Genomic DNA, 25,332 nt, shown 5'->3' with positions numbered 1-25,332 from the left:
GGCGGTAACGTGGAGAAGCAAGTGGATGCGGTAGATGTGATGCGATTAGGTGACCCATTCCGCTGGGCGAACCAATTCATGGAGAGATATGCGGCTGGATCTGCTGAGATCGGCGGCGAATCACTGCCAGACCGATGGCATTATGAGAACGGATGCTTCTTGAAAGCAATGGAAGGCTGTTACCGTACTTCGGGCGATGAACGTTATTTTGAATACATCCGCAGTTTCATGGAACGGTTCGTGACCGAAGACGGCGGCATTGTCGGTTACCGTCTCGAGGATTATAACTTAGACCAGATCAACCAGGGCAAGCTGCTGTTCCTAATGGCAGAGCGCACGGGAGACAAGAGGTACGAGACGGCGATTGAACGGCTTATGAACCAACTGCGCAGCCATCCGAGAACGGACGAAGGCGGATTCTGGCACAAAAAGATTTATCCGTTCCAAATGTGGCTGGATGGCTTGTATATGGCGTCGCCGTTCATGGCTCAATATGCGGCTTGGAGCGGGGATCAAGCTTGGTTCGACGAAGCCGCATACCAATTGGAACTGATGGAGGCGAAGACAAGACTGCCTAGCACGGGACTTCTTGTGCATGGTTGGGATGCTGCATCGGAGCAGCGCTGGGCAGATCCGGCAACGGGGCGATCCCCCCATGTCTGGAGTCGGGCGATGGGCTGGTACATGATGGCGCTAGTCGATGTCCTTGCGCTGCTGCCTGTTACGCACCCAAGAAGAGGAAGGTTGGCAGGCCTGTTCGAACGGATCATGCAAGCGCTTGCCGAAGTGCAGGGAGAGAAGAGCGGAATCTGGCCGCAAGTGGCGGATGAAGCCGGGCGAAAAGGAAATTATGACGAAGCATCCGGTACAGCCATGTTCGCCTATGCATTATCGAAGGGCAGGAGACTTGGCTTCCTGACCGATCGTGCCCAAGGGGCAGCCATCCGCGCCTACGAAGGACTGCTGCGACATTTGGTTGTAGAAGACGAGTCAGGGAGGGTCCATCTGACCAGATGCAATCGAGTGGCTGGACTCGGCGGCGTACCTTATCGTGACGGCTCGTTCGAATATTATGTTGCGGAGGCCGTTGGCGACAACGATCCGAAGGCGGTATCGCCATTCATCATGGCCGGTCTAGAGCTGCAAGCGCTGAGAGTAGATGAGCATGCTTGGATCGCAAAGGAGGAGAAGCATTGAGGACGTTCCGCAACCCGATTCTACCGGGCTTTTACCCGGATCCTTCCATCTGTCGAGTCGATGAAGACTATTACATGGTCACGTCGACGTTCGAATATTTTCCCGGCGTTCCCATCTTCCACAGTCGCGATCTCGTGAATTGGCGGCAAATCGGGCATGTGCTCGATCGGCCTTCTCAGCTTGATCTAAGCGGTGTCCCTGCCTCGCGCGGCATCTATGCCCCGACGATTCGGTATCACGAAGGCGTCTTCTATATGGTTACGACCTTCGTTGAGAGCGCGGCAGGAGCACGGCGCAATTTCTACGTCACGACTCAGGATCCTGCTGGTCCGTGGTCGGAGCCGAATTGGCTGGAGGAAGCGCCCGGCATCGATCCATCGCTGTTCTTCGATACGGATGGGCGCGCTTACTATACAGGCAATCGGATGCCGCCTGGCGGTCAGCGTTATCCGAAGCATATGGAAATCTGGCTGCAGGAGCTGGATCTCGACAAGAAGCAGCTGGTAGGTCCGACTTACAGTTTGTGGGACGGCGCGCTGAATGGCATTCATGCGCAGGAAGGGCCTCATCTATACAAAGTCGGCGAATGGTATTACCTGCTCATCGCGGAGGGCGGCACGGGCTTCACGCATTCGGTTACCGTTGCGCGCAGCCGCAGTCTTACAGGGCCATACGAGACCGGGAAGACGAATCCGATTCTGACGCACCGCCATCTGGGCCGTGGGGCGGACATCGTTAATGTCGGGCATGCCGATCTCGTCGAGGCACATAACGGAGAATGGTGGCTCGTATGCCTCGGTTCCAGACCATACGGTGGCCCGTTCCGCAATATGGGCAGAGAAACGTTTCTTGCCCCGCTTGCTTGGGAAGAAGGCTGGCCGGTGGTTAATCCGGGTAAAGGGATCATCGAAGAAGTGATGCGTGCCCCGAACTTGCCTGAGCATCGATGGCCATCTGCATCATCGTGTGACAACTTCGACCGGTTCGCACTGGATAACATATGGTGCTTCATTCGAACGCCTGCAGGTGAGTTGTACAGCCTGCGCGAGCGACCGGGATTTCTCCGGCTCAAGAGCAAGCCGGTGCGAATGACAGAGGAAGGCGCGAACCCGGCTTTCGTCGGACGCCGTCAGCAGCATGCCTCTTTCGCGGTGCGGACTGCGTTGGAATGGGAGCCGGCCAATAAATCGGAAGCTGGAATCGTGTTTTTGTCCAGCCACGCCTACCATTATCGGTTGGAGATTGCCGATGCCATCGCAGAAGAGGGCCGAGTTATTCGCCTCGTTCGTACGGAAGCCGGCATTGAGACCACGTTGGCCCAATCGCCGCTGCCGCCCGAAGCGGGCAGCAGAATGTACTTGAAGCTTGAAGCCTATGGCCAGAAGCTGACCTTCAGTTACGGAATAGAGTCCGAGCAGTGGAAGGTTCTGGCGGAAGGCGTCGACGGAACGATCGTCAGCACGGACGTCGCAGGCGGATTTACAGGCGCGATGATAGGCATGTTTACCGTTTGCGAGGCAGGGATTGGCGCTGCTGATTTTGACTATTTCGAGTATGCGCCGCTCTAACTTGCTATTAACCCGTACGCATAAGCGGGCGGATATTAATAGATTGATATACAATAATAGGAACATACATTGGAGGGGTTTAGGTGAAGAAAGCGAATAAAGGGGCTTTCGCAATCGCGGTGATGCTGACAATGACGATGCTGCTAGCGGCATGCGGCGGAGGATCGAACGATTCTTCCGGCAAGGAGAGCGATTCGAAGGGGAGTGACAGCACTACAACCGAGCAGGCTGACAGCAAGCCGTTCCCGCTGTCATTAGTCGTCAATCAGGTTGGCGAGATTCCTTCAGCAGGCAATGAGATCGAACAGGCAATCATGAAATATACGAATACGGACTTGTCCATTCAATGGATTCCAGAATCGGCCTATGACGAGAAAGTGAATGTAATGATCGCCTCCGACGAGCTGCCGACCGTCATCAAGCTTGGCTTCAATCCGACAATCGTAAGCGCGTTGAAGTCGGATTTGTTCTGGGAGATCGGCCCTTATCTGAGCGAATATAAGAATTTATCCGCACAAAATAAGCTGTTCTACGACAATATTTCGGTCGACGGCAAGGTGTATGGCGTTCCGCTGTTCCGGGAGCTGGGTAGAGCGACGCTTCATTACCGCCAAGACTGGTTCGACAGCCTCCAACTGACGACGCCGAAGACGCTTGATGATTGGTACAACGTGATGAAGGCGATCGGCGAGCAAGACCCGGACAAGAATGGCCAGCGTGACACGTATGGCATGCTCCTGGACAAAAAGTATAACCAAGGCGCGGCATCGACGCTGACGCGCTTGTCGGTTACGCAAGGCGGACCGAATAAATGGGCAGTCGAGAATGGGGAGTTCGTGCCTGAATTTATGACCAAACCATTCCAAGATACGCTGCTGTTGTTCCGCAAGTTGTATGCGGAGAAGCTGATTAATCAGGACTTCGCGGTCGTTGATGCCGCGGAGATTGATAAAGTATACGAATCCGGACGTTCTGCTATGCGGATATCCGGCGGCAATGCCCAATCGATCCAAGATAAGCTCGTCAAGAACGTGCCCACTGCTCTGACGGATGTCGCTGCGCTGGAGGGCGGCGAAGGACGCCGACTGCCAGGCGAAAGCGGCAACGCAGGTTTTCTTGCCATTCCGAAGTCGACGGTGAAGACGGAAGCAGATCTGAAACGCGCACTGACATTCATCGACCAGCTGATGGATCCGGAGATGGCGACGCTTCTAGTGAAAGGCATTCAAGACAAGCACTGGGTCGACAAAGGTGAATTCACTGAACCGCTCGATAAGGAAGCCTACACGAGGGACGTCAAGCCATACCGCGATACGCTTCCGCAGCGCGGCGAGAACTACAACATTGACAAACCGAGCAAAGAATCGGATTTGTTCCGCAAAAATCAGAAGATTGGCGGAGAGAACGAACAGTTCATCGTTACGAATCCGGCGCTTAACTTAGAATCGGCTACCTATACGGACCGCGGTTCCGAATTGGAACAAATGATTACGGATGCGGAAACCAAATTCATCATGGGACAGATCGATGAAGCAGGCTGGCAGAAGGAGATCGAGAATTGGAAATCCGCTGGCGGCGAGCAGATGATGAAGGAATATGGGGAAGCGTACGCCAAATCGAATAAGTAATTTCGATAACAACGATCGCAGCAGCGGGCAAGCCGCCAATCACCAGTCATGCTGGGGTTAGCGGGCTTGCCGCTGCCTTATGCGAGAAGGGAGGGGTAACGATGACTTCGTATGACATCACGCGATTCGGTGCGATCGGGGACGGCAGGACAGACAACAGCAGAGCAATTGCCGAAGCGATCGAACAGTGCTCCATGGAAGGAGGGGGTACGGTACGTATACCGCCAGGCGTATTCCGCACAGGTCCAATTCACTTGCGCAGCGCCATTAACCTACAGGTGGATGCAGGGGCTATTCTATCGTTCATCCCGGCGTTCGAGCGGTATGAGCCGGTTCGAACGAGGTGGAGCGGGTATGAATGTTACGGTTATTCGCCGCTTATTTATGGGAGCGATTTAGATCGGATCTCGATTACGGGCAAAGGCGTGATAGACGGCAGCGGCAGCGATTGGTGGGATGCTTATCGCCGGCTGAAGGCTGGAGAAGCCGTTGAATCCCCGCATAGAGAAGCTCTTCATGCTCGCAATCGGCTTCTAAGCGAATCGCCGTATCCGCCGGCCATGGCGGAATGGGACAGCCAACTGCTGCGTCCGCCGCTAATCGGATTGATCGATTGCAAGAACGTTGTGATTGAAGATGTCACTCTATCCAATTCGCCATTCTGGAACACGCATCTCATCTACTGCGAAGGCGTGCGCATACGAGGCGCATCATTCCGCAATCCAGCCGATGCGCCGAACGGAGACGGTCTCGACATCGATTCATGCCGAGATGTTACCGTGACGGAATGTCTATTCGATGTCGGCGACGATTGCGTCTGCTTAAAGTCAGGAATCGACGAGGACGGGCGGAGAGTGGGAAGACCGACCGAGAATGTCGTGATCGCCAACTGCACGATGAAGAACGGACATGGCGGCGTAGTTATGGGCAGTGAGACAGCCGGCGGCATTCGTCATGTTGCGGTAGCGAACTGTCTATTCGTGGGTACCGACCGCGGCATCCGGATGAAGACGAATCGCGTGCGCGGCGGTTATATCGAGAAGATACAATTTCATAACATTCTGATGGAAGACGTATTGTGCCCGATTGCTATCAACAGCTTTTACCGGTTTGGGTTGGAGGGACGCGATGCAGCGCTCGCGGGAGATTTGCCGACAGCGGTCACAGACGGCACGCCTGTTATTCGGCATATTGCCATTAATGGTTTAACGGCCAGAGGGGCTCGTGCAGCGGCGGGTTTCATTTGCGGCTTGCCGGAAATGCCGATTGAGGAATTGTCGCTCTCCCATGTGACCATCGAAATGACGAGCGATCAATCGGAAGAAGGCGGCGAACCCGATATGGTTGACCCGCCTCTACTAATGGCAGGCGAAGGGATGTACATCCGAGACGCTTGCCATGTTGTGCTGCATCAAGTGAGAGTCGAGACGAGGCAGGGTCCTGGCCTGAGGTTGGTCCGTGTAGAGGAAGAACAGATCGACGGATTCACCATGCGCCGCCATCACGCCGGTACGGAAGCGATTACGAGAGGAGTTGAAGGTGCATGACCATGATGAAGACAGCCATTGATGCACCATGGGTTTCTGATCAAGGCGACGGAACGTTCCTGAATCCCGTGCTGCATGCTGATTATTCCGATCCCGATGTGATTCGCGTAGGTCGCGATTATTACATGACCGCTTCCAGCTTCAGTCATACGCCGGGACTGCCGATTCTGCATTCGCATGATTTGGTCAACTGGACGTTGATCCAATACGCGCTTCCGCGTTTGGAATCGCCGCGATTCGATCGACCACAGCACGGCGATGGGGTTTGGGCGCCAAGCATTCGACATCATGACGGGAAGTTCTGGATCTACTACGGTGATCCGGATTCCGGCATTTATATGACGACTGCGATCGATCCCGCAGGCGAATGGTCAGCTCCGCAGCTGGTCCATGCCGGACTCGGCTTGATTGATCCTTGTCCGTTCTGGGATGATGATGGGCAAGCTTACCTCGTTCATGCATTTGCGAAGAGCCGATGCGGCATCAAGTCGAAGCTTAGGGTATGTCCGATGTCGCCTGACGGTACGCGGCTGCTGGCTGAAGGTGCTGTCGTATTCGACGGGACGCTCTACCACCCGACGATCGAAGGGCCGAAGATATACAAGCGCGGTGAATGGTATTACATAATGGCGCCTGCAGGCGGCGTTGCGACAGGCTGGCAGACGGTTCTTCGGGCAAGTACGCCATACGGTCCCTATGAGGATCGGATCGTGATGCATCAAGGCGGTACACAGGTGAATGGTCCGCATCAAGGCGGGTGGGTCGAACTTGCGTCAGGCGAATCCTGGTTTCTCCACTTCCAGGATAAAGGCGCCTATGGCCGAATCGTGCATTTGCAGCCTATGACATGGTCGGATGATGGCTGGCCGATCATTGGCGTCGATGTGAACGGCGATGGCATTGGTGAGCCGATTGAACGGATGAAGAAGCCTGATGTTGGCGGGACTTATCCGATTGCCGTGCCTGCCATGTCGGACAGCTTCGATTCGGATCAGCTTGGCTTGCAGTGGCAATGGCAGGCGAATGCACAAGACTATTGGTATTCCTTGCATGCATCGCAGCGGGGCGAGGGCTTGCTTCGGTTGTTCTCGCAGCCGAAGGGTGGAGCGACGATTTATGATGCGCCTAACCTGCTCATGCAGAAGTTTCCTGCAGAATCGTTCACTGCGAGTGTTCACTTGGACGCGAAGGCGCTTGCCGCTGGAGAGGAAGCGGGGCTGGTCGTTCACGGGTTCTCGCATGCAAGAATCGGTGTGCGGCGTGATACAGATGGCTCTGTTTCGCTAATCCGCGTCGAGGGCGACGAAGAGCAAGAGCGTGTAACTTCAACACTCCCGATCGATATGCAGGTCATTACACTTAGCGTTACGGTTACAACGAATGCAAGGTGCGATTGGAGCTGGAGCGTGGATGGAGTGTCGTTCGAGCGTATTGGGCATGAGACGTTCAAGGCGAGCAAAAGCCGATGGGTCGGCGCGAAGGTTGGTTTATATGCGCTAGCTGACATCGGTTCGAATGTGCCAACCGGCTTCGCTGATTTCAGCCATTTTCGTATGGAATCTGCCTCTAAACGGCTGTCAGCCGTGCAGGAGGATAAGAATTTATGAATGAGTATAGGTTAGACACACCTTCATTCGAAATTAGTCAGCCGCGTTTGGCCGAGCGGACCTGTACAATCAAGGAGTTTGGCGCACGTGGCAATGATCTACTATTAAACACAGATGCTTTCGAGCGCGCTATTGCTTATTGCGCTGAAGCGGGAGGCGGTACGGTTATTGTCCCTGCCGGCTTATGGAAGACGGGACCCATTCGGCTGCGCAGCGGTGTACGTCTCCATCTCGAACGCGGCGCATTGATCGCATTCGATAATAATCCGGCTTTATATCCGCTTGCATGGTCGCATTGGGAAGGAAGCCGCACGGTACGATGCTTGCCGCTTATAAGTGGCGAAGGCTTGCAAGATATAGCCATTACAGGCGAAGGAATCATTGACGGCGGGGGAGAAGGGTGGCGGCCCGTCAAACGATTTAAACAAACGGACCGGCAATGGAAGCGGCTGATCCAATCCGGCGGCATCGTTGAAGGCGAAGGGGAGGATGCGATCTGGTGGCCGGACGAAGGCGCGAAGGACGGTGCCAATAAAGTTGCCGAGCTGCTGGCATCCGGTTCGCCGTTAAGAGACTTTGAGCCTTATCGCCGCTATTTGCGTCCAGTGTTGCTTGGTCTTCATAATTGCGAGCGCGTACGGATCGAAGGGGTAACGCTGCGAAACTCGCCGGCGTGGAACGTGCATATACTTGCGAGTGAACAAATAACGATTCGGGGCGTTACGATCCTTAACCCGTGGTACGCTCAGAATGGCGATGGGCTCGATCTCGAATCGAGCCAGTATGCCCTAATCGAAGACTGCACCTTCGATGTTGGCGACGATGCGATCTGTATGAAATCGGGAAAGGATGCGGAAGGACGCCTTCGGGCAATGCCAGTGGAAGATGTGCTGATCAGGCGATGCACCGTTTATAACGGGCATGGCGGGTTTGTCATTGGCAGCGAGATGTCTGGCGGCGTTCGTCGAGTGACCGTCGAAGATTGCACATTCGTCGGCACGGATATCGGACTGCGATTTAAGAGCAAGCGCGGACGAGGCGGAGTGGTCGAACAGATTGCTGTTCGCCGAGTTCGAATGAAGCAGATCGTGCATGCGGCGATCGCATTCGATCTTCATTATGGCGGACGTCAGGACAGTCAGTGGGTTCCTGCGACGGAGGAAACGCCTCAATTCCATACCATTACGATGGAAGATATCGTATGCGATGGAGCGGGAAGCGCCATTGACTTATGCGGTTTGCCGGAGATGCCGGTCAGCGGCATCCTGATGCGCAATATTTCAATCCGCTCAACGCTTGGCGCAACGCTGCTTAATGGTGAAGATATCCGAGTCGAACAAGTCGATGTGAGACAATCGGAAGGGGAGGCGTGGAACGTCTCCAATTGCAGCGGCGTGGAATTTAGCTGAGAGCCCCATAGGAACAACTGTGTATAAAAAGGCCGTCTCTCCAACTGTTGAAGTGTGGATGAGACGGCCTTTCTGTCCTCTTTGTGATAATGTGAGTGATCTGTTCTAGCGTCTATCAGCGCCCGCAAGGTAGGCACGGTTGCGTTCGATCAGCGACAATCGCTGCTGCACGCAAGCATAGGAACGCAGCGGATCCTCCGGCGTGTTTATCACGTAGTCGAGCAGGCGGTCGACCGTCGATACCGCAACATGACAGCGCGTATCCGAGGAGGCGTAATAGATGTACACTTCGCCATTATCACGGGCAATGACGCCATTGCAGAAGGTAACGTTGGATACATCGACCAGGCTGCCATCTCCTTGCGGTGCAAGGAGATGGCAGCCTGGTCGATGGGTGACGCGATGCGGTTCATCCAGATCGGACAGGAATGCGTACAGCACATAACGAAGGCCTGCAGCGGTATTGCGGACGCCATGAGCGATGTGCAGCCAGCCGCGGTCGGTTCGGATCGGAGCAGGTCCTTGGCCGTTCTTCACTTCTTTGATCGTATGATAATGCCGTTCATCGATAATAATCTCGCGGTCAACCACGGCTTGTTCAATCGATTCGGACAAGCCCCACCCGATACCGCCGCCAGAGCCGGCGTCGATAAATCCGTCCTGCGGACGCGTATAGAAGGCGTATTTACCCTCGATAAAAGTAGGATGAAGCACAACATTACGCTGCTGGTTCGAGGCTGTCTTCAAATCGGCAAGACGTTCCCAGCTTCTTAAGTCACGTGTACGTGCGATGCCGCATTGGGCAACCGCACTGGATAAGTCGCCGCGAGGTGCGTTCGGATCTTTGCGCTCGGTACAAAATAGTCCGTATATCCAGCCGTCCTCATGCTGCACGAGACGCATGTCATATACGTTAATGTCCGGATCTTCGGTTTCAGGCATTACGATGGGCTCATCCCAGAATCGAAAACCTTCGACGCCGCTATCGCTCTCTGCGATCGCGAAGAACGATTTGCGATCATTGCCTTCGACGCGGGCGACCAAATAATATTTGCCGCTGAGGTAGATCGCACCAGGGTTGAAGACGCAGTTAATGCCCAGACGCTCCATGAAATACGGGTTCGTCTCCTTATTGAAGTCGTACCGCCAAGTCAGAGGAGCGTGATCAGCGGTCAGCACGGGATTTTCATACCGTTCGAATATGCCGTTGCCCAGCGGCACAGGCCGATTGGGACGGATAATCAACTGCTCATAGTCGTTCGTTAGCGCTTCACGCCTTAAGTTGTAGGTCATGTTCATGGCAATGAGCCTCCTATTCATTCATGGACTGCCGCAGAATGGGCAAGCGTTCGTTCTATTCGTTCCAGCATTTCGAAGCAGGCGCGGCTGTTATGATAAGGACATTTCCATGCATTCACTTTGCCTTTTCCCGTTGTAGGGACGCCTTCACGCGTTACGCTCCAGTGCCACTCGCCATCCTTATGATCGATGATGAAGCGATCGGTAAAACCCCATGATGCGCGTGCTGCATCGAGGTAACGAGAGTCACCTGTCAGCTCATAAGCGTTGAAGAAACCAACGACCGCTTCCGCTTGCGGCCACCAGTCTTTGTTGCTGTCTATAATGCCGGAGGCGTCTGCTTCATTCAGAATGCCGCCGTCCGCATCAACACCTTCGAGCAGTACCGCTTCCGCCATCCGAATGGCTGAAGCGTTCGCGATGGCAGCTAACTCAGGCTCCCCGAGCACTTCAGCCGCTTCCGCAATGAGCCAGCTTCCTTCAATGTCATGGCCATACGAGATATGGCCGGATAAGCTGTTCCACCGCTCATCGAAAAATAGCTTGAAGTGACCGGACTCCTGATCGACGATATGCTGTAACGTCTTAGCGAGAAGCTCGCTTTGCGACTGTCGAAGTTTCTCGGAAGGCCACGCTCGATAGAGGTTGGTATAGGCTTCGAGCACGTGCAGATGCGTATTCATCGATTTCGACTCCCGCAGCGTATTGCTGCTTAGTTCGGAGATGCTGTTCGGCAGCCAATCGCGTGTATGCGACTCGAAATAACCGCCGTTTTCCTTATCATAGCTGTGCGACTCAAGCAGCTCGTAGAGCCGAATCGCATGATCAAGCGCCTCTTGCTTGCCGGCAGCTCGATAATATTCGGAGAACGCATAAACGGAGAAAGCTTGGCCGTATACGATTTTCTGAGTTTGAGCTGGCGCTCCAAGCGCATCTGCCATCCAATACAATCCACCGTGCTCAGCATCGACGAAATGTTCGACGATATAATCGTAAGCTCGATCTGCGATGCGAAGATGCGATTCATCCTTGAGCAGCCGATAAGCCGTCGAGAAAGTCCAGAGAATGCGCGTGTTGAGCACGAGGCTTTTGTCAGCGCCGGGTACGATTTCATTGGCATCATTAATTGCGCCTACGAAGCCGCCGTTTACATGATCGATCGTATGATTCGTCCAATAGGCCAAAATATTGTTCGTCAGCTCATCGTGAATATCGTGCCTCCACGCTTCTAACCAAGTGCTTAACTCCGTATTGTTCGTCACGTCGATTCCTCCCTTCAATTAATTGCTGCTGCTGTAATTCGGCTGTGCTAATTTGCTTGAATAATAATTGCGAATGTATGCCTCCGCTGGTTTGCCGAACATGCAATAGTCATTGTTGCTTGCAGCTTGCTCTTCCGGATATAGAGTAGAAGGCCAGTCCCACAGCATGAAGCCCTGTACCCACGGTCGTTGGTCGCTGCTGCCGAACATCGCTTCATAAAATTCTAATTGCGCCGTACCGTCCGTCTCTCCCTGAAAGCCCCAATCGTTGGGCAGCAGCTCCGAGCCGCGTCGGCTTGGGCAGCCCGCCTCCATGAAGAAGAACGGTTTATTAAACCGCTGCACGACTTTCTCGACGCGGTCCAGCTGCACTTCCCAGTCGCCAACGGGGTAATAGCCGCTTGATGAGATGACGTCAACGGCGTCCCACCACTGCACGCGGTCCTCTTGATATTTGTCACAGTTATAAGTCACGATGCCGCTGTATACGTTCCGCACTTCGCGAATGAGCTGGCGCCACTCTGCTTCACGACGGTCGGTTTGAACCATTTCGCAGCCGATGCACAGCATCTCGCATCCGGTTTCCTCGGCCACTCTTGCGTAATGGAGGATGAATGAGGTATACGAGGCGAACCAGTCCGACCACTTCGGCTCACAAGGCACATCATAGTCGAAGAAATTAATATGCGCTCGCCAAGTTCCGTCGACGCAGTTAACGACGGGCTTTAAACAGACGTTCAGCCCATTGCGCTTCGCTTCGGCAATGGCATGCCGAACTTCTTCTTCGGTTACGGTAGGCGCTTCAGCGAATGGAATGGTCGTCGATTGTGGGGTTGCCTGCAGCGCTGCGAATGTAACTGCCGTCCAGTTGATGGCGAGCCGCTCTTTCATGAGCGCCATCGATCGATCGGCCTCCTTCGTCGTCCAAGTGCCGCGAATTCCCGTCCAACCCCACGTCATGCCTGCGATGTACGTTTGTTCGTTCCAATTCGTCATATGCACGCTCCTCGATTCGCAACTAGTATCGAATTGTTAATTTGTTCGTTTGTTATGTTAAACAATAACAACTTCTAACGATATGTTAATGGTTTGTTAGGTGGTTTGCAAGCGTTTTTAAGGTGAGGTTTTTGTGTGATTTTGCCTAATTTTACAACGAGTTTTTCCTACCCCAATGCTAAACATGTAGGGAATTGAGTGATGTGTTGATTCTATCAGAGAAGATGAGATTTAGTGAGTGATATTTGATTCGTTATTATTTTGCTAAAAATATTAGGATAACGTTTGGTTGTTATAGGGTGGTGGAAAACGAGGAACGGCGCATGAGGCTGGCTCGCAGCAAATCATTCTAACGCAACTTTTAAGGTTAATATCGCGTATTAGTTGTCATATGGAATGTTTGGGATTATTTTCATAAAAGGGAGTGGTGGTTATTTCGAAGATGTCGACGGTAAAGCAGCTTACGACTCATTTGGCGAGCAGCTCGGTCATGTTGGTATTGGCGACGATCTTGTTTATTGCTAGCAATAAACAAGATCAGCCGAAGTGGATTTCATTCCCGATCTTTGCAACTTTGCCAGCGCTTGTTGTTGTCATTGTCTGTATCTTATCCGACCTAATCAGGGAAGACCATATTACCATTGAAGGCACGCTGGTTGAGAAGCTTAAAATCACGAATGGGTGGAAGTTCCGTATTCGGCCCGTTGGCGAGGAGCATCTTCGTACATTCCGTATGAACGAACAGTTCGATGATACGTTTACAAAGATCGAGTTGGAGGAAACGATAACGGTCACCTATTTCAGACTTACGAGAGGCGTCTACGCAGTGCGTAAGCCGGATAATGGGATTGAAATGATTGAGAACGTTAAAGATTAAGTATGGAACAAGGATTATAAGGGCTGTCTTGCAAGTCATAAGGGCTGACTTGTTCGGCGGCTTTCTTTGTTTTGGCACAAGTAAGTTCTGAAACGCAGTCTTTCATCCTGGATTTGTAATGATAGATGTATTTGGTTTTTGATTTTGTCCATTTCGGCACTATTCAAATGCAATCAAATGCTTTAAAATACAGATAAACGGACTTAATCAAACAAATTCGGACAAGATGTTGAGGAGGATGCGCGATGTCACAAGCAATCGGAGCAACACATTGGATTATTCCGGACGGTTACATTCCGCCGACGAGTTCAGGCGAGCTCGAGAGTCATGAATCCGTTTGCGTGCTTAACTGCGGGACGGAAGCGGCGAAGCTGGCGTTTACGATTTATTTTGAAGACCGCGATCCGATTGAACATATTGAGTATGTAGTGCCAGGCAGACGGACGAAGCATATTCGAACAGCGCTGCTGTCAGTAGACGGAGAATCGATTCCGAAGGGTGTACCATACGCAATTGAAGTAACTAGCGATGTTCCGGTTATCGTGCAGTATAGTCGTCTAGACTCTACACAAGCAGAGAATGCGCTCATGTCGGTACTTGGGCATCCGATTCGATAGTATGCGGGTTGACGCATTACAAAGATTTCAGGCACAATAGAGTATTGGAACTAATGACCAAAGAGTAGGGAAGGAGACGCGAACAATGCTGGCAGCCGAACGCTACGAGATGATTGTCCGACTGGTGCAAGAGAAAGGCAGCGTGCGAGTGACGGAACTGAGCGTCCAGTGCGGCGTTACAGAAGAAACGATTCGCCGGGATTTGGATCGGTTGGAGTCGGAGGGACGTCTTCGCCGCTCCCATGGCGGCGCGGTAAGCGTGAAGCAGGAGGGGGCGTCTCAACCCGAAATTCCATATACGCAGCGCGAGATTACGAACGCGGAAGAGAAGCGGCGCATCGCGGACGAAGCAGTTCGCTTCATTGAGCCTAAGGATCGTATTCTGCTGGATGCGAGCACGACAGCCTGGTACATGGCAGCGCGCTTGCCGGATATCCCGCTGACCGTGTTGACTAACTCCATTAAGGTAGCGACGGAGCTCAGTTCGAAAGAGAAAATCGAAGTTATCGTGACTGGCGGCAAGCTGGCGAACAACTCGTTGTCTTTTGTCGGGCCGCTCGCTGAGCGGTCGCTTGAAACTTATTATGTAGACAAACTATTCTTGTCGGGCAAAGGCGTTCACCTCGAGCGCGGCATCAGCGAATCGAACGAGCTGCAGGCGCGTTTGAAGCAGCAGATGATTGGCATCGCGGATCGCGTCTATCTGCTGGCTGACTCCAGCAAGTTCGGCGTTACATCGTTCACGCATGTTGCGGACCTCTCGCGAGTAGATACGGTCGTGACAGATCGCCGCATTTCCCGGGAAACGGCAGACAAGCTTACCGAACTTGGCATTAACGTACTGACGGTGTAGGTGCGTGTCAAACACGTAAAACATTAGCAATATGTTGCAGAAATGCACTACGTGAGGCGCCAAACTCGTAAAGATCACTAATATGGTGCAGAGATGCACCATATGAAGAGGCATACTCGCGAAACTCAACAATATGGTGCAGAAATGCACCACGTGAGACGCCAAACCCTAAAATATCACTGATATGGTGCAGAAATGCACTATATGGAGTGTCGCACTCACAAAACTCAACAATATGGTGCAGAAATGCACTACGTGAGGCACCAAACTCGCAAACATCACTAAATGGTGCAGAAATGCACCATATTAGTGAGTCAGACTAGCCTGTTCTACCAATATGGTGCATAAAGCACCAAGCCTAAGGCGGCGAATCGCACCCTCAATTCCAGCAATTTCACAGATCATCACACCAAATGTTGAAAACGCATACGTTCAACAGGCAGGCGGACAAAATATAGGTTTTTTCACTTCCAACTTGTCTGACAACCTGATATCATAAGTTTTGACCATTACATGTAGTTATCTCATCTATCATTATTTTTTATCTATTTTAATCTATCATTATCAATTTTTAACTATGTTTAACTATTTATCTCTTGATCAACGCTCTATCCATCAAACTGCCGCGGTTTGCGGCAAAACGAGGTGTTCCCCATCATGAAAGTGTCCTTATTCATCACTTGTCTTAGCGACGCCATCTACCCTCGGGTCGGGGAGGCGATGGTGCGGCTGCTTGCGCGTTATGGCGTACAGCTGGAGTTCCCATCCGTGCAAACGTGCTGCGGACAGCCCGCTTTCAACAGCGGCTACTGGGACGACGCACGCAAAACGGCGACTACCCTAATCGAAGCATTCGAAGACAGCGATTTCGTAATCGCGCCGTCAGGCTCTTGCATCGGAATGATTCATCACTATCCGAAGCTGTTCGAGAAAGATCCCGTTATGCTGGAGCGGGCCAATAAGCTGCAGGCCAAGAGCTACGAGTTCACGCAGTTCCTCGTTAAAGTGCTCGGCGTGACCGACGTAGGCGCATCATTCCCGCACAAAGTAACGTACCATCCGTCATGCCATGGCTCGCGGCTGCTCGGTGTGAAGGAAGAACCGATTGCGCTCATGAAGCAGGTCAAGGGACTGGAGCTCGTTCCGCTTCCTTTTGCAGAAGATTGCTGTGGGTTCGGCGGTACGTTTGCGGTGAAAATGGCCGATATCTCGGGTGCGATGGTGACGGAGAAGGTCGACCATGTGCTGGAGACGGAAGCGGAAGTGCTGGTCGGACTCGACATGGCATGCATGATGAACATTGCCGGCAATTTGCGATACCGGGATAAACCAGTGCGCGTCATGCACTTGGCCGAACTGCTCTACGAAGGGGTGAAATAACGATGAGTTCCTCGAATACTAGCACGAAACCTTCAACCGTCAAGGAACGGGCAGGTCTGGCGCTGAACGATGAGTTCCTGCGCAAAGCGGTCAAATTCACGACGGAGCGTCTGCGTTCCGGCAAGAAGGCGGCATCTGAAGAGCATGGCAATTGGGACGACTGGCGCGAGCGAGGCAGACAAATCCGTCTTCATACGATCGCTCACCTTGATTATTATTTGAATTTGTTTGCAGACAATGCGCGCGCTAATGGCGTGAATGTGCATTTTGCCGAGACGGATGTGGAAGCGGTTAAAATCGCACTGGCTATTGCCGAACGCAAGCAAGCGAAGTCGGTCGTTAAATCGAAGTCGATGGTTACGGAAGAGCTTCATTTGAACCATGCGCTTGAGCAAATCGGTGTTGATGCGATCGAGACTGACCTTGGCGAATACATCATCCAACTAGCGGGCGAGACGCCGTCGCATATTATAATTCCGGCTATCCATAAGAACCGTTACCAGATCGCAGATCTGCTGTCGGCAGAAGCGGGCGAGACGCTGGCGCCGGATACGCAGATTCTGGCCGGCTTCGTCCGCAAGAAGCTTCGCGAGAAGTTTCTTGAAGCAGACATCGGCATGACGGGCTGTAACTTCGCTATCGCAGAGACTGGATCCATGGTCTTGTTCGAGAATGAAGGCAACGCGCGTATGGTTTCAACTTTACCGAAAACACAAATTACGCTGATGGGCATGGAACGGATCATCCCATCGTTCGAAGACCTTGAAGTCATGGCGACGCTGCTGCCGCGTTCTGCGACAGGGCAGAAGCTGACGGTCTACATGTCAGGCATTACGGGTCCACGGCGCAGCGCAGACGCAGACGGTCCAGACGAAATGCACATTATTATCGTGGATAACGGGCGTTCCAATCAGCTGGGCGATCCGGAATTCCAAGAGCTGCTCAACTGCATTCGATGTGGCGCTTGCTTGAACGCATGTCCGGTATACCGTCATATCGGCGGTCACGCATATGGCGGAACGTACAGCGGTCCAATCGGTGCGGTTCTGACGCCTGCACTCAAGAAGGACGAATCGCAGTGGGACGACATCGCGAATGCGTCGAGCTTATGCGGTGCGTGTTATGAAGCTTGTCCGGTCAAAATTCCGCTGCACGATATGCTCGTCTACTTGCGCAGACGGAAAGTGGAAAGCGGGAACGGCAACCTCGTTGAGAAGGTCGGCATGAAAGGCTTCTCTACGCTATTGGGCGGCTCGAAGCGGATGCGCGGTGTGATCCGTCTCGGTCAACTCGGTCAGAAGCTGGTGGAGAGAGATGGCGGCATTCGCATTAAGCTCGGCCCATTGAAAGGCTGGAATACGTATCGCGTAACGCCAAGTTTGCCGAAGCAGTCGTTCCGCGATCGCTGGCCGACCATCCAGAAGGAGACGCGTTCAGAGGGAACGGCATTAGATCCAGCATTGAAAGCTCGCATGGAAGCGCTGGTTGCTCAGCGCAAGCAGGGAGGAGGAAGCAGTCATGGCGGACACGCATAACGAATGGTTGAATGAGCTGGAGACCGCTTCGAAGGCAAAGCAGAAGTCGTTCATCGACAGCATTTCGTCGAAGCTGGGCCGTCCACGTCCAATGGAGAAGCCGTCGCACCCATTCCGCGGCGCGCCAGACTTCTGGCGGACGTTCGAATGGCCGGTCGAGGAGCGGATTGAACGGTTCGGCGCGAACTTCAAGGCGGCAGGGGGCCATGTTGCCCGTCTTGCGACCTTCGAAGAAGCCAAGCAATTCATTGCGAATAAGGCTGCTGAGATGAGCGCTAAGTATATCATTCGCCAAGGCCAGCCGGAGCTCGAAGAGATGAAGCTGGAGGATGCGCTGCCAGAAGCTCAGATCTCGGTATGGAATACCGATCAAGAGGAGAACTGGAGAGCGCGCGCGGCAGAAGCAGACTTCGGTATTGTTGTTGCCGACTATGCAGTTGCATATACGGGTTCCATTACGGTATTGTCTGCAGCGAATAAAGGACGTTCGGTCAGCTTGCTGCCGACGGTTCTGTTCGCCATCATTCCGGTTGAACGACTGAGGACGCGTCTTGGCGAAGCGCTCATCAACTTCGATCAAGCCGGCCGTGAGAATTTGCCGGCTGGCATCCACTTTATCTCGGGTCCTAGCCGTTCGGCGGACATCGAGAACGATCTGACGATCGGTGTCCATGGACCAGGCGTTGTGTACGCCTTGTTCGTTGGATAAGGTGTCGTAGAAACGGAGGCTCGAATATTGGAGATAGAGAAGCTGGAGAAGCGAAACCATTACGAGGAAATTACCGAACAGATTCGCGGGATGATTACGAGCGGCAAGCTGAAGGTGGGCGATAAGCTTCCTTCGACGAAGGAGATGGCAGAGCGGTTCGGCGTAGGGCGTTCAACCATGCGTGAGGCCCTTAGCGCGTTGAAGGCTGTTGGGTTGATCGAGATTCGCCAGGGGGGCGTGTGCCGTGTATTGCGCGATCAGCCCTTGAGCGAGGCGGCAGGTGTGCTTGATACGCTTCAGCTTCAAGGCTCCCCGCTGCTTGAGCTGCTCGAAGCTAGACAGTCGCTCGAAATTTCGAATGCAGCGATCGCCGCACGCAAACGAACGGAAGCGGATATCGTGCAGTTGAAGGAAATCGTCGATCAAATGCAAGCGGCGGCAGGTGACGATGCGGAAGGCGAAAGGCTCGATCTCGCGTTTCATCAAGGGCTTGCGCATGCGACGCATAATTCGATCATCGTACAGTTGTTCGATACGATCATGCTGCAGACGGCGAATGCGATTCGCGATGTTCGACGCGCCGAGATCTATGCCAATCGTGACATTGCGCAGCAGTTGCACCGAGAGCATTCTGCGATTTTCGAAGCGATTGTGAATGGTGATCCTAAGCAAGCATCAGAGGCGATGCATGTTCATCTGCAGCATGTGGAGGACATTGTTCATAAGCATGTTCGATGAGGAACCTTTGAACTTCTTATTCATCTGGCAGATGGCAGAACCTAGTTCGTATGCACATCGTTTAAGCAGCGCATCCTAAACGCTGTTGGAGGTGATGTCATGTCAGGTCGCAACAGCAAGCCAAGAAATGACGGTCCAGCAGCTTCTCCGTCCCGTGTCGAGCAATTTGGCGCAGGGCTGACCGGTGAAAGCGGCAACCTGCCGAAGAAGAAAAAGCCAGGCAGCTGCTCTTAATCAATCAATTATGTTTAGGCATCAAAAAGACCGTTTCCACATGCGCATCAATCGCGTTGGGACGGTCTTTTGCATCTTGTCATTCGGTTTCCGTGCTGCTCTGTCCTTCCGCTCGAAAAGCATACAGCCGCGATCCGGGTTTATGGGCTTCATCTGCCAGATAGGAATCAAATTCGCCGGCGAATGAGAACCCGCATGCTCGAACCATCCGTGCGAAGGATGGGAAATCGGTAAAGCTTTCATCGAATGTGAGGACAAGCAGTCCATTTTCTTTTAACACGCGCAAGAATTCATCCAGTGCTACTTGTGCATCTACCGTTTTCAGCCGATGCAGTACGGATAGTCCGAACACGATATCATACTTGCCATCTTCATAAGGAAGCTTTGCAATATCTGCCTGAACGAAGCGCAGGCAATCCAGTTGATCGGATTCACCATTCGATTCTGTATGTCTGCCTTCATCTAAGCATCGCACGATGGATTGGAGCGAAACGATTCGCGGGCTTGATTGATCGATCTCGTAGTCTGGTACAGCTTGTGTCATTACGCGAAAAGTTTGAGCGAAACCAGGTGCTGCATCGAGCTTCACGCTGCCGGAATGCACGAATAATCCGGCCCAAGCATTCGGCTCATGCTGCCCCCACCAAGCTGACGGCAGTGTGAATTCAAAACGTTCGTCGGTTGGATTCGATTGCTGTTCATGGTCAACGTTGGACGACAACTTCCATGCAGGATCGGTATTCATGGTGATTCCTCCTTCTCACGCCGCCGATCGAGAGGATTAGGTAGGCGTATTAACACTTTATGGTGGATTGTTTATGTTTTATGCTTGTAGGAGCTGGCAATAGGTGCTGAAATGCGTACTTTGTGAACGCGAACTTGTACGATTGCGCACTAGTCAAAACATGGCCAATACGCTATAGTAGGTGAGTGATATCGACTTGCATGGAACTTAAGATGGGGGAGAGAGGACACCATATGACAGAACTTCGTAAGAGCTGTCCGCCGAGCTTTCGCACCTTTGGATTAGCGGTGCAGGCTATGGTTGTTCTTGCGATAAATGGACAGTCGTGCCCGAGCTGCGTGCTTGCTGAACGGCTGCATTCCGAGGCAACACTGCTCCGGCGTATTATGGGACAACTGGCAAGAGCAGGGCTCATCGAGACGCGAGAAGGCAGGGACGGCGGTTATCGTCTGCTGCGACAGCCTGAGACGATTACGCTTGCAGAGATTTACACGGCACTGCAGATTACAGGGGAGTTGTGCAGAACGATGGAGGAAGCAACGGGACCTCACCCGTTCGGCGTCCATATGAAAGAAGCGTTCACCGATTTGTTAGTGGAGTTGGATCAAAGTATGCTTGCAGTTATGGGGCGGCATACAGTGGCACAATACGCGGATAAACTAAGAGGGTAAACAGCACTTCATACGTACCGTCACGGCGTTGTTGACAGCGCCGTTATTCATGGCATATACTGTGGATTATTATTAACAGTTAATGACTCGTGAGCAACCAAACGTTCAAACGTCGGCTAATCTATAGTCCCCTTTTTTAATATTAACTGTGCAGAAATTAACACGGATAGTGGAGGGATTCCAAATGGTGCAAACAAAAGTACAAAGCCCAGATTTTCAAACGGTTATCCGCGAGCGTCATTCTGTTCGCAAATATGATCCGACATTCCGGATCTCAACGGAAGAAATGAAGCAAATGCTGGAAGAAGCTACGCTGGCGCCATCCTCGAGCAACATGCAGCCTTGGCGTTTCCTCGTCATTGACGACCAAGCGAAGAAAGAGCAGCTGCTTCCGATTGCCTTCAATCAGCAGCAAGTCGTGAATGCTTCCCATATCATTGCGATTCTGGCTGACAAAGAATCGTACCGTCATGCGGAGACGATTTACTCCCGAGCGGTTGAGTCCGGCTTTATGGATGAAGAAACGAAGACGCGTATGGTGGAGCGCATTGTAAGCGAACAATCTCCATACCGCAAAACCGATGTTGCAAAGGATATCGGGCTCGTAGACGCTGGTTTGATCGCTATGCAGTTCATGCTTGTTGCGAAGGCACATGGCTATGACACTGTACCGATGGGCGGGTTCAACAAAGCACAATTCAATGAGCTGTTCGCCGTACCGGAACGTTACGAGACGGTTATGCTGATTGCAGTTGGCAAAGCCGCGGTTGAAGCGCACGCTTCAGCTCGTCTGAAGCTAGAAGAAGTTACGTTCTGGAATGAAATTGTATAATTCGTTATGCTATAATAATTGAACACAACGAATAGAAGCTGGCATCCAATCGAATAATCGATAGGGGCCAGCTTCTTTTTATTGTACAGTCTCAGGACGATTTCATACATAGCTGTTCATCAACACATCATCATACATAGGAGGCATATCTATGCTGCCATTACAGGGCCAGGTTGCCGTAGTCGCTGGTGCAACCAGAGGAGCGGGACGGGCGATTGCCGTCTCGTTAGGAGAACTAGGTGCAACGGTATACTGCACTGGCCGAAGCACAAGAGATCAACGGTCTGCCATGAACCGCAGCGAGACCATTGAAGAGACGGCCGAACTCGTCACATCAGCAGGCGGACGGGGGATCGCCGTTCGGACCGACCATACCTCGGAGGCAGATGTCAGAACCTTATTCGAACGCATAGCGCGCGAGCAAGAAGGATGTCTCGATATCCTCGTTAACGATGTTTGGGGAGGAGACCCGCTTGTGGATTGGAGCAAGCCATTCTGGGATCATTCGCTCCAGAACGGTCTGCTGCTGCAGAGGCAAGCGGTTCATTCTCACATGATCACGAGCTACTACGCGGCGCCGCTGCTCATTGCAAGACGCCAAGGTCTCATTATAGAGATTACCGATGGCTGGGATTATCGTTACCGCGGGAACCTGTATTATAGTCTCGCGAAGGTCGGTGTCATTCATCTGGCGCAGGCGATGGCCGCTGACTTAGCGGAATACGGCATTACGAGCGTGGCCGCGACGCCAGGCTTCCTTCGTTCCGAAGCGATGCTCGATCACTTCGGTGTGAAGGAAAGCAACTGGCGCGATGCGATTGCGACCGATCCGCATTTTGCTCAATCGGAGACGCCTTATCTGCTTGGACGTTCCGTAGCTGCGTTCGCTGCTGACCCGGATCGCCATTCGCGCAATGGAACGGTGTTGACCAGCTGGGATCTGTCCGAGCATTATGGCATTGCCGATGCAGACGGTTCGCGGCCGCACTGGGGGCGCTACGCGAAGCAGATCGGCATCGCAGATTAGTCGGCTGCAGGGTTATAGATTGAGCCCGTAAACATGACGGCCTTGCTCTGTTCATCCACAATAGCGAGGAAGAACGGACGATCCACGATCATATCGAAAGGTTCACGGACGACTTCGGCGGATGTAGTAGTTGTTTCGATCGACGTTACAGCGGCCGCCTTGGTTCCTTCTTCGCTCACTTCGATTTTACTCTTATGCTTGACCTTGGAGATGCGTACATTGGCTTCGTTCGATAGGCCGGAGAAATCTGCAGCTTCCGAGAACGACTGCTGCATGCCTAAGGCTTTCAGAGAATCATTCAATGTCGCACTGTAACCGATACTGAATTTCGGCAGTTGAATCGAACCGTATTCGTCTTTCCACTGTTCCAGAAGTCCGACTTTGCCGTTCCATATTTTCTCCTGGAGGGCATCGAGACTGCTTCCTGCAGAAGGAAGAAGAATGACCATCGACATTTGACCACGACCATACGGGATGCGGATCGCTTCATAATCATCGTTCTTCAGGTGTGAATATTCGCCCGTCCGATTCATGAAAGGCACAGTTTGTTTCGAACCGTCTGCAAGATGGAACGATTTGTCCTTCGTAAAATTAGCGTCGAATTGATCTTTCCAAGTGCCGTTGAAATAGACCGCATTGAGCAGAATCATAACCAAATTGGAATCGATCGAATTGGGCTCGATCAGCTTATCGATCATCCCTTCCGTGTGATCGGCTATCCAATCGTTGATCAGCTTAGCCGACTGCTCCGGTTTGGTCGTGTCAATCGATTCAATCTCTGCGCTGTAGCTGTCTTCAATAATATTGGAAAAATCCGAATTTACCGTGACCGCCTTATTGTGCCAGACCGAATCGGCTAACTGAAGCGTAATGCCTTCTCCTGGCTGGCTGAGCAATTTCAGCAGCTCGCGGTAACCCGTATTGATTTGATCGATAGATGAACCATTCCAGCCCAGCACTCGTTCCAGTTCAGCCTTCGTCTCGCCGCGGCTTCCGTTATAGACCATTGCAAGCGCGGTTGTGATGCTGAGCGGAGAGAGGAATACGTTCTGACCCGGCTTCTCTTTCAGCAGCATCTGATGCAAGCGTAGTCCGAAATGGTTAGAAGCTTGGATGATAGGCTGATCTGCTTCTGCAGCCAGCTTATCTCGAGCTTCTAAGGAGATGGCGGATTGAGCATTATCTTTGGTGCCGCATGCGGACATGCTTCCAGCGAGCAGCAGTGATGCGAGCGCAAGCAGTGCGATTCGTTTGTATTTCATTAGGAAGCCCCCCTTCATCATACTCTGTTTGTCTAATGAAACGTTACTTGCCATCATTAACGGACCTTCTGCGCAAAAAGTTTCGTTCAAACGTTAGGAATCGGTTGAAAACGTTTGCCCCTGACACCTTATCCTTCGTATAATTGAGAGCGTGAGCTACATAAGCTTGGCTTTCTAATAAATCAAGCTCAATTAATAATGAGATTAGGGGCAGTGATTGTAATGGCGAATGAAGCAGTGATTGGATCGTTCTACGGCGAGAAAGCCGTATGGCTTCGCTCTGGTAAATATGAAGCAGCTTTGCTGCCGGAGATCGGTGCGAACCTCGTCGCATTCCGCGACGTTGAAGCAGGATACAAGTTCCTGCGCGAGCCGGAAGAGGCAGAGATGGATTCGTTCCGCGAAGCGCCGGCCGTATATGGCATCCCGGTATTGTTCCCTCCGAACCGTTACCGCGACGGCAAATTCGAGGCAGCGGGTATCTCGTACAACCTGCCGGTGAATGAAACGGCAACGGGCAACCATCTGCACGGTTTCTTCTATAAAGCAGCTTGGGACGTTGTGGATCAAGGCGCGAACGATCAAGAGAGCTACGTGGTTGTTCGTTATGTAGTTGACGAGAATGACAGTGTGTACAGCGTGCTGCCGCACAACTTCCGGATTGAAATCCGCTACGCGTTGTCCGCGAACGGACTTGCTCAGACGAGCACGGTAACGAACAATGGCGACAAGCAGCTGCCTTGCTTGCTCGGCTACCATACGGCGATCAACGCGCCATTCGCGCCAGAGAGCGCTCGTTCGGATGTTACAGCACACGTAACGACGGGCGTACGTTGGGAGCTCGACGGACGGATGCTGCCGACAGGCGGCACGATCCCAATGACAGTTGCTGAAGAAGCGATGAAATCGCCGCAAGGCGGATCGCCTTATGCAGAATCGCTGGACAACCACTACTCGGCAGCGCCGGTTGATGGCCGCAACTTCGCAGAAGTGGTTGACCATCGTATTGGCGTCAAGCTTGTGTATGATGCTGGCCTGAAGTATAAGCAGTGGATGATCTGGAACAACGGCGCATCGGCAGGCTTCTTCTGCCCAGAGCCGCAGATCAACTTGGTTGACGCGCCGAATGTGGATCTGCCGGATGAGACCAAAGGTCTCGTTCTGTTGCAGCCGGGCGAAACGTGGAGCGAGACGAGTCGTCTATACACGGAGAAGCTTGCTTAATTTAGGGAATGATGAAGCTTGCCGCCCCTTATGGGGGCGGCAAGCTTTTTTTTGATTTGAATTGTACATCTTCCAATCTTCGGTTCTTTATCATATCTTTAGCGCAAGATGATAG

At 52.6% G+C, this 25,332-nt stretch carries 23 protein-coding genes; 18 read left to right on the top strand and 5 right to left on the bottom strand.

What is annotated here, in order from left to right; genetic code table 11:
- Positions 1 to 9 precede the first annotated feature (9 nt).
- The 6 genes from SBI19_RS05380 to SBI19_RS05355 all read left to right on the top strand — a co-directional run bounded on the left by SBI19_RS05380 (position 10) and on the right by SBI19_RS05355 (position 8,956).
- Entirely contained in the window at positions 10 to 1,197 is a 1,188-nt protein-coding gene (locus SBI19_RS05380) for a glycoside hydrolase family 88/105 protein (protein WP_317965706.1), read from the top strand.
- The gene (locus SBI19_RS05375; RefSeq protein ID WP_317965704.1) at positions 1,194 to 2,765 is read left to right on the top strand and encodes a glycoside hydrolase family 43 protein; all 1,572 of its coding nucleotides are present in this window, start codon (positions 1,194 to 1,196) and stop codon (positions 2,763 to 2,765) included. Before SBI19_RS05380 ends, SBI19_RS05375 begins: the two co-directional genes overlap by 4 nt.
- A 122-nt stretch (positions 2,766 to 2,887) precedes the next feature.
- Complete coding sequence (locus SBI19_RS05370) at positions 2,888 to 4,393, top strand: extracellular solute-binding protein (protein WP_483312248.1); 1,506 nt, start codon at positions 2,888 to 2,890, stop codon at positions 4,391 to 4,393.
- Between the two features lie 101 nt (positions 4,394 to 4,494).
- Positions 4,495 to 5,940 (top strand): glycoside hydrolase family 28 protein, encoded by a 1,446-nt coding sequence (locus SBI19_RS05365; protein WP_317965702.1) that lies wholly within the window; start codon positions 4,495 to 4,497, stop codon positions 5,938 to 5,940.
- Positions 5,937 to 7,547: a glycoside hydrolase family 43 protein gene (locus SBI19_RS05360; protein WP_317965700.1), complete on the top strand. Its 1,611-nt coding sequence runs from the start codon at positions 5,937 to 5,939 to the stop codon at positions 7,545 to 7,547. The genes SBI19_RS05365 and SBI19_RS05360 overlap by 4 nt, the downstream gene beginning before the upstream one ends.
- A complete protein-coding gene (locus SBI19_RS05355) occupies positions 7,544 to 8,956 on the top strand; it encodes a glycoside hydrolase family 28 protein (protein ID WP_317965698.1) in 1,413 nt (470 codons plus the stop codon). The genes SBI19_RS05360 and SBI19_RS05355 overlap by 4 nt, the downstream gene beginning before the upstream one ends.
- Positions 8,957 to 9,061: 105 nt before the next feature.
- Here the strand turns inward: SBI19_RS05355 and SBI19_RS05350 are convergent, their stop codons facing one another.
- From SBI19_RS05350 to SBI19_RS05340, 3 genes are read right to left on the bottom strand one after another with little or no spacing between them, the layout of a single operon-like run.
- Positions 9,062 to 10,255, bottom strand: a complete 1,194-nt coding sequence (locus SBI19_RS05350; RefSeq protein ID WP_317965696.1) for a glycoside hydrolase family 130 protein — start codon at positions 10,253 to 10,255, stop codon at positions 9,062 to 9,064.
- 17 nt (positions 10,256 to 10,272) lie between these two features.
- Positions 10,273 to 11,517: an AGE family epimerase/isomerase gene (locus SBI19_RS05345; protein ID WP_317965694.1), complete on the bottom strand. Its 1,245-nt coding sequence runs from the start codon at positions 11,515 to 11,517 to the stop codon at positions 10,273 to 10,275.
- An 18-nt stretch (positions 11,518 to 11,535) separates the two neighbouring features.
- Positions 11,536 to 12,513, bottom strand: coding sequence for a glycoside hydrolase family 113 (locus SBI19_RS05340; RefSeq protein WP_317965692.1), 978 nt, complete (start codon positions 12,511 to 12,513; stop codon positions 11,536 to 11,538).
- A 442-nt stretch (positions 12,514 to 12,955) separates the two neighbouring features.
- On the opposite strand from SBI19_RS05340, the gene SBI19_RS05335 reads away from it, so the two are divergent.
- The 8 genes from SBI19_RS05335 to SBI19_RS05300 all read left to right on the top strand — a co-directional run bounded on the left by SBI19_RS05335 (position 12,956) and on the right by SBI19_RS05300 (position 19,456).
- Positions 12,956 to 13,390, top strand: a complete 435-nt coding sequence (locus SBI19_RS05335) for a hypothetical protein (protein ID WP_317965690.1) — start codon at positions 12,956 to 12,958, stop codon at positions 13,388 to 13,390.
- A 245-nt stretch (positions 13,391 to 13,635) separates the two neighbouring features.
- Positions 13,636 to 14,007: a sensory rhodopsin transducer gene (locus tag SBI19_RS05330; RefSeq protein ID WP_317965688.1), complete on the top strand. Its 372-nt coding sequence runs from the start codon at positions 13,636 to 13,638 to the stop codon at positions 14,005 to 14,007.
- 85 nt (positions 14,008 to 14,092) lie between these two features.
- Positions 14,093 to 14,860 carry a DeoR/GlpR family DNA-binding transcription regulator gene (locus SBI19_RS05325; protein ID WP_317965686.1) on the top strand — a complete coding sequence of 256 codons (768 nt, stop codon included), beginning with the start codon at positions 14,093 to 14,095 and terminating at the stop codon, positions 14,858 to 14,860.
- 657 nt (positions 14,861 to 15,517) lie between these two features.
- Positions 15,518 to 16,240, top strand: a complete 723-nt coding sequence (locus tag SBI19_RS05320; protein ID WP_317965684.1) for a (Fe-S)-binding protein — start codon at positions 15,518 to 15,520, stop codon at positions 16,238 to 16,240.
- A 2-nt stretch (positions 16,241 to 16,242) separates the two neighbouring features.
- Positions 16,243 to 17,775, top strand: a complete 1,533-nt coding sequence (locus SBI19_RS05315; RefSeq protein WP_317965682.1) for a LutB/LldF family L-lactate oxidation iron-sulfur protein — start codon at positions 16,243 to 16,245, stop codon at positions 17,773 to 17,775.
- Positions 17,759 to 18,484 carry a LutC/YkgG family protein gene (locus SBI19_RS05310; RefSeq protein ID WP_317965680.1) on the top strand — a complete coding sequence of 242 codons (726 nt, stop codon included), beginning with the start codon at positions 17,759 to 17,761 and terminating at the stop codon, positions 18,482 to 18,484. The genes SBI19_RS05315 and SBI19_RS05310 overlap by 17 nt, the downstream gene beginning before the upstream one ends.
- A gap of 27 nt (positions 18,485 to 18,511) precedes the next feature.
- On the top strand, positions 18,512 to 19,222 hold the full coding sequence (locus SBI19_RS05305) for a FadR/GntR family transcriptional regulator (RefSeq protein WP_317965678.1): 711 nt from the start codon (positions 18,512 to 18,514) through the stop codon (positions 19,220 to 19,222).
- A gap of 99 nt (positions 19,223 to 19,321) precedes the next feature.
- Positions 19,322 to 19,456, top strand: coding sequence for a hypothetical protein (locus SBI19_RS05300; protein ID WP_263576125.1), 135 nt, complete (start codon positions 19,322 to 19,324; stop codon positions 19,454 to 19,456).
- 79 nt (positions 19,457 to 19,535) lie between these two features.
- Here SBI19_RS05300 and SBI19_RS05295 read toward each other — a convergent pair whose 3' ends face one another.
- Positions 19,536 to 20,201, bottom strand: a complete 666-nt coding sequence (locus tag SBI19_RS05295) for a class I SAM-dependent methyltransferase (protein ID WP_317965675.1) — start codon at positions 20,199 to 20,201, stop codon at positions 19,536 to 19,538.
- 233 nt (positions 20,202 to 20,434) lie between these two features.
- Between SBI19_RS05295 and SBI19_RS05290 the strand changes: the two genes are divergently transcribed.
- From SBI19_RS05290 to SBI19_RS05280, 3 genes are all read left to right on the top strand, one after another.
- A complete protein-coding gene (locus SBI19_RS05290; RefSeq protein WP_317965673.1) occupies positions 20,435 to 20,872 on the top strand; it encodes an Rrf2 family transcriptional regulator in 438 nt (145 codons plus the stop codon).
- 184 nt (positions 20,873 to 21,056) lie between these two features.
- A complete protein-coding gene (locus SBI19_RS05285) occupies positions 21,057 to 21,704 on the top strand; it encodes a nitroreductase family protein (RefSeq protein ID WP_317965671.1) in 648 nt (215 codons plus the stop codon).
- A 151-nt stretch (positions 21,705 to 21,855) separates the two neighbouring features.
- On the top strand, positions 21,856 to 22,731 hold the full coding sequence (locus SBI19_RS05280; RefSeq protein ID WP_317965669.1) for an SDR family oxidoreductase: 876 nt from the start codon (positions 21,856 to 21,858) through the stop codon (positions 22,729 to 22,731).
- Here the strand turns inward: SBI19_RS05280 and SBI19_RS05275 are convergent.
- On the bottom strand, positions 22,728 to 23,993 hold the full coding sequence (locus SBI19_RS05275) for a serpin family protein (protein WP_317965667.1): 1,266 nt from the start codon (positions 23,991 to 23,993) through the stop codon (positions 22,728 to 22,730). The two genes, SBI19_RS05280 and SBI19_RS05275, sit on opposite strands and share 4 nt — an antisense overlap.
- Before the next feature lie 222 nt (positions 23,994 to 24,215).
- Here SBI19_RS05275 and SBI19_RS05270 point away from each other — a divergent pair, with 222 nt between their 5' ends.
- Positions 24,216 to 25,217 (top strand): aldose 1-epimerase, encoded by a 1,002-nt coding sequence (locus SBI19_RS05270; protein WP_317965665.1) that lies wholly within the window; start codon positions 24,216 to 24,218, stop codon positions 25,215 to 25,217.
- The last annotated feature ends 115 nt before the right edge of the window (positions 25,218 to 25,332 follow it).

Source organism: Paenibacillus sp. CCS19 (assembly GCF_033239625.1).
Classification (GTDB): Bacteria; Bacillota; Bacilli; order Paenibacillales; family Paenibacillaceae; genus Paenibacillus_T.
Note: the sequence above shows the minus strand (reverse complement) of the source record. Positions and strands in the feature narration are given on the sequence as shown.

Coding starts and splice junctions, on each gene's coding strand:
- SBI19_RS05285 (WP_317965671.1), top strand. CDS start 21,057: ATGGTGCAAACAAAAGTACAAAGCCCAGATTTTCAAACGGTTATCCGC.
- SBI19_RS05325 (WP_317965686.1), top strand. CDS start 14,093: ATGCTGGCAGCCGAACGCTACGAGATGATTGTCCGACTGGTGCAAGAG.
- SBI19_RS05320 (WP_317965684.1), top strand. CDS start 15,518: ATGAAAGTGTCCTTATTCATCACTTGTCTTAGCGACGCCATCTACCCT.
- SBI19_RS05315 (WP_317965682.1), top strand. CDS start 16,243: ATGAGTTCCTCGAATACTAGCACGAAACCTTCAACCGTCAAGGAACGG.
- SBI19_RS05290 (WP_317965673.1), top strand. CDS start 20,435: ATGACAGAACTTCGTAAGAGCTGTCCGCCGAGCTTTCGCACCTTTGGA.
- SBI19_RS05360 (WP_317965700.1), top strand. CDS start 5,937: ATGACCATGATGAAGACAGCCATTGATGCACCATGGGTTTCTGATCAA.
- SBI19_RS05295 (WP_317965675.1), bottom strand. CDS start 20,201: ATGAATACCGATCCTGCATGGAAGTTGTCGTCCAACGTTGACCATGAA.
- SBI19_RS05350 (WP_317965696.1), bottom strand. CDS start 10,255: ATGAACATGACCTACAACTTAAGGCGTGAAGCGCTAACGAACGACTAT.
- SBI19_RS05370 (WP_483312248.1), top strand. CDS start 2,888: ATGCTGACAATGACGATGCTGCTAGCGGCATGCGGCGGAGGATCGAAC.
- SBI19_RS05365 (WP_317965702.1), top strand. CDS start 4,495: ATGACTTCGTATGACATCACGCGATTCGGTGCGATCGGGGACGGCAGG.
- SBI19_RS05355 (WP_317965698.1), top strand. CDS start 7,544: ATGAATGAGTATAGGTTAGACACACCTTCATTCGAAATTAGTCAGCCG.
- SBI19_RS05330 (WP_317965688.1), top strand. CDS start 13,636: ATGTCACAAGCAATCGGAGCAACACATTGGATTATTCCGGACGGTTAC.
- SBI19_RS05275 (WP_317965667.1), bottom strand. CDS start 23,993: ATGAAATACAAACGAATCGCACTGCTTGCGCTCGCATCACTGCTGCTC.
- SBI19_RS05270 (WP_317965665.1), top strand. CDS start 24,216: ATGGCGAATGAAGCAGTGATTGGATCGTTCTACGGCGAGAAAGCCGTA.
- SBI19_RS05300 (WP_263576125.1), top strand. CDS start 19,322: ATGTCAGGTCGCAACAGCAAGCCAAGAAATGACGGTCCAGCAGCTTCT.
- SBI19_RS05340 (WP_317965692.1), bottom strand. CDS start 12,513: ATGACGAATTGGAACGAACAAACGTACATCGCAGGCATGACGTGGGGT.
- SBI19_RS05280 (WP_317965669.1), top strand. CDS start 21,856: ATGCTGCCATTACAGGGCCAGGTTGCCGTAGTCGCTGGTGCAACCAGA.
- SBI19_RS05310 (WP_317965680.1), top strand. CDS start 17,759: ATGGCGGACACGCATAACGAATGGTTGAATGAGCTGGAGACCGCTTCG.
- SBI19_RS05335 (WP_317965690.1), top strand. CDS start 12,956: ATGTCGACGGTAAAGCAGCTTACGACTCATTTGGCGAGCAGCTCGGTC.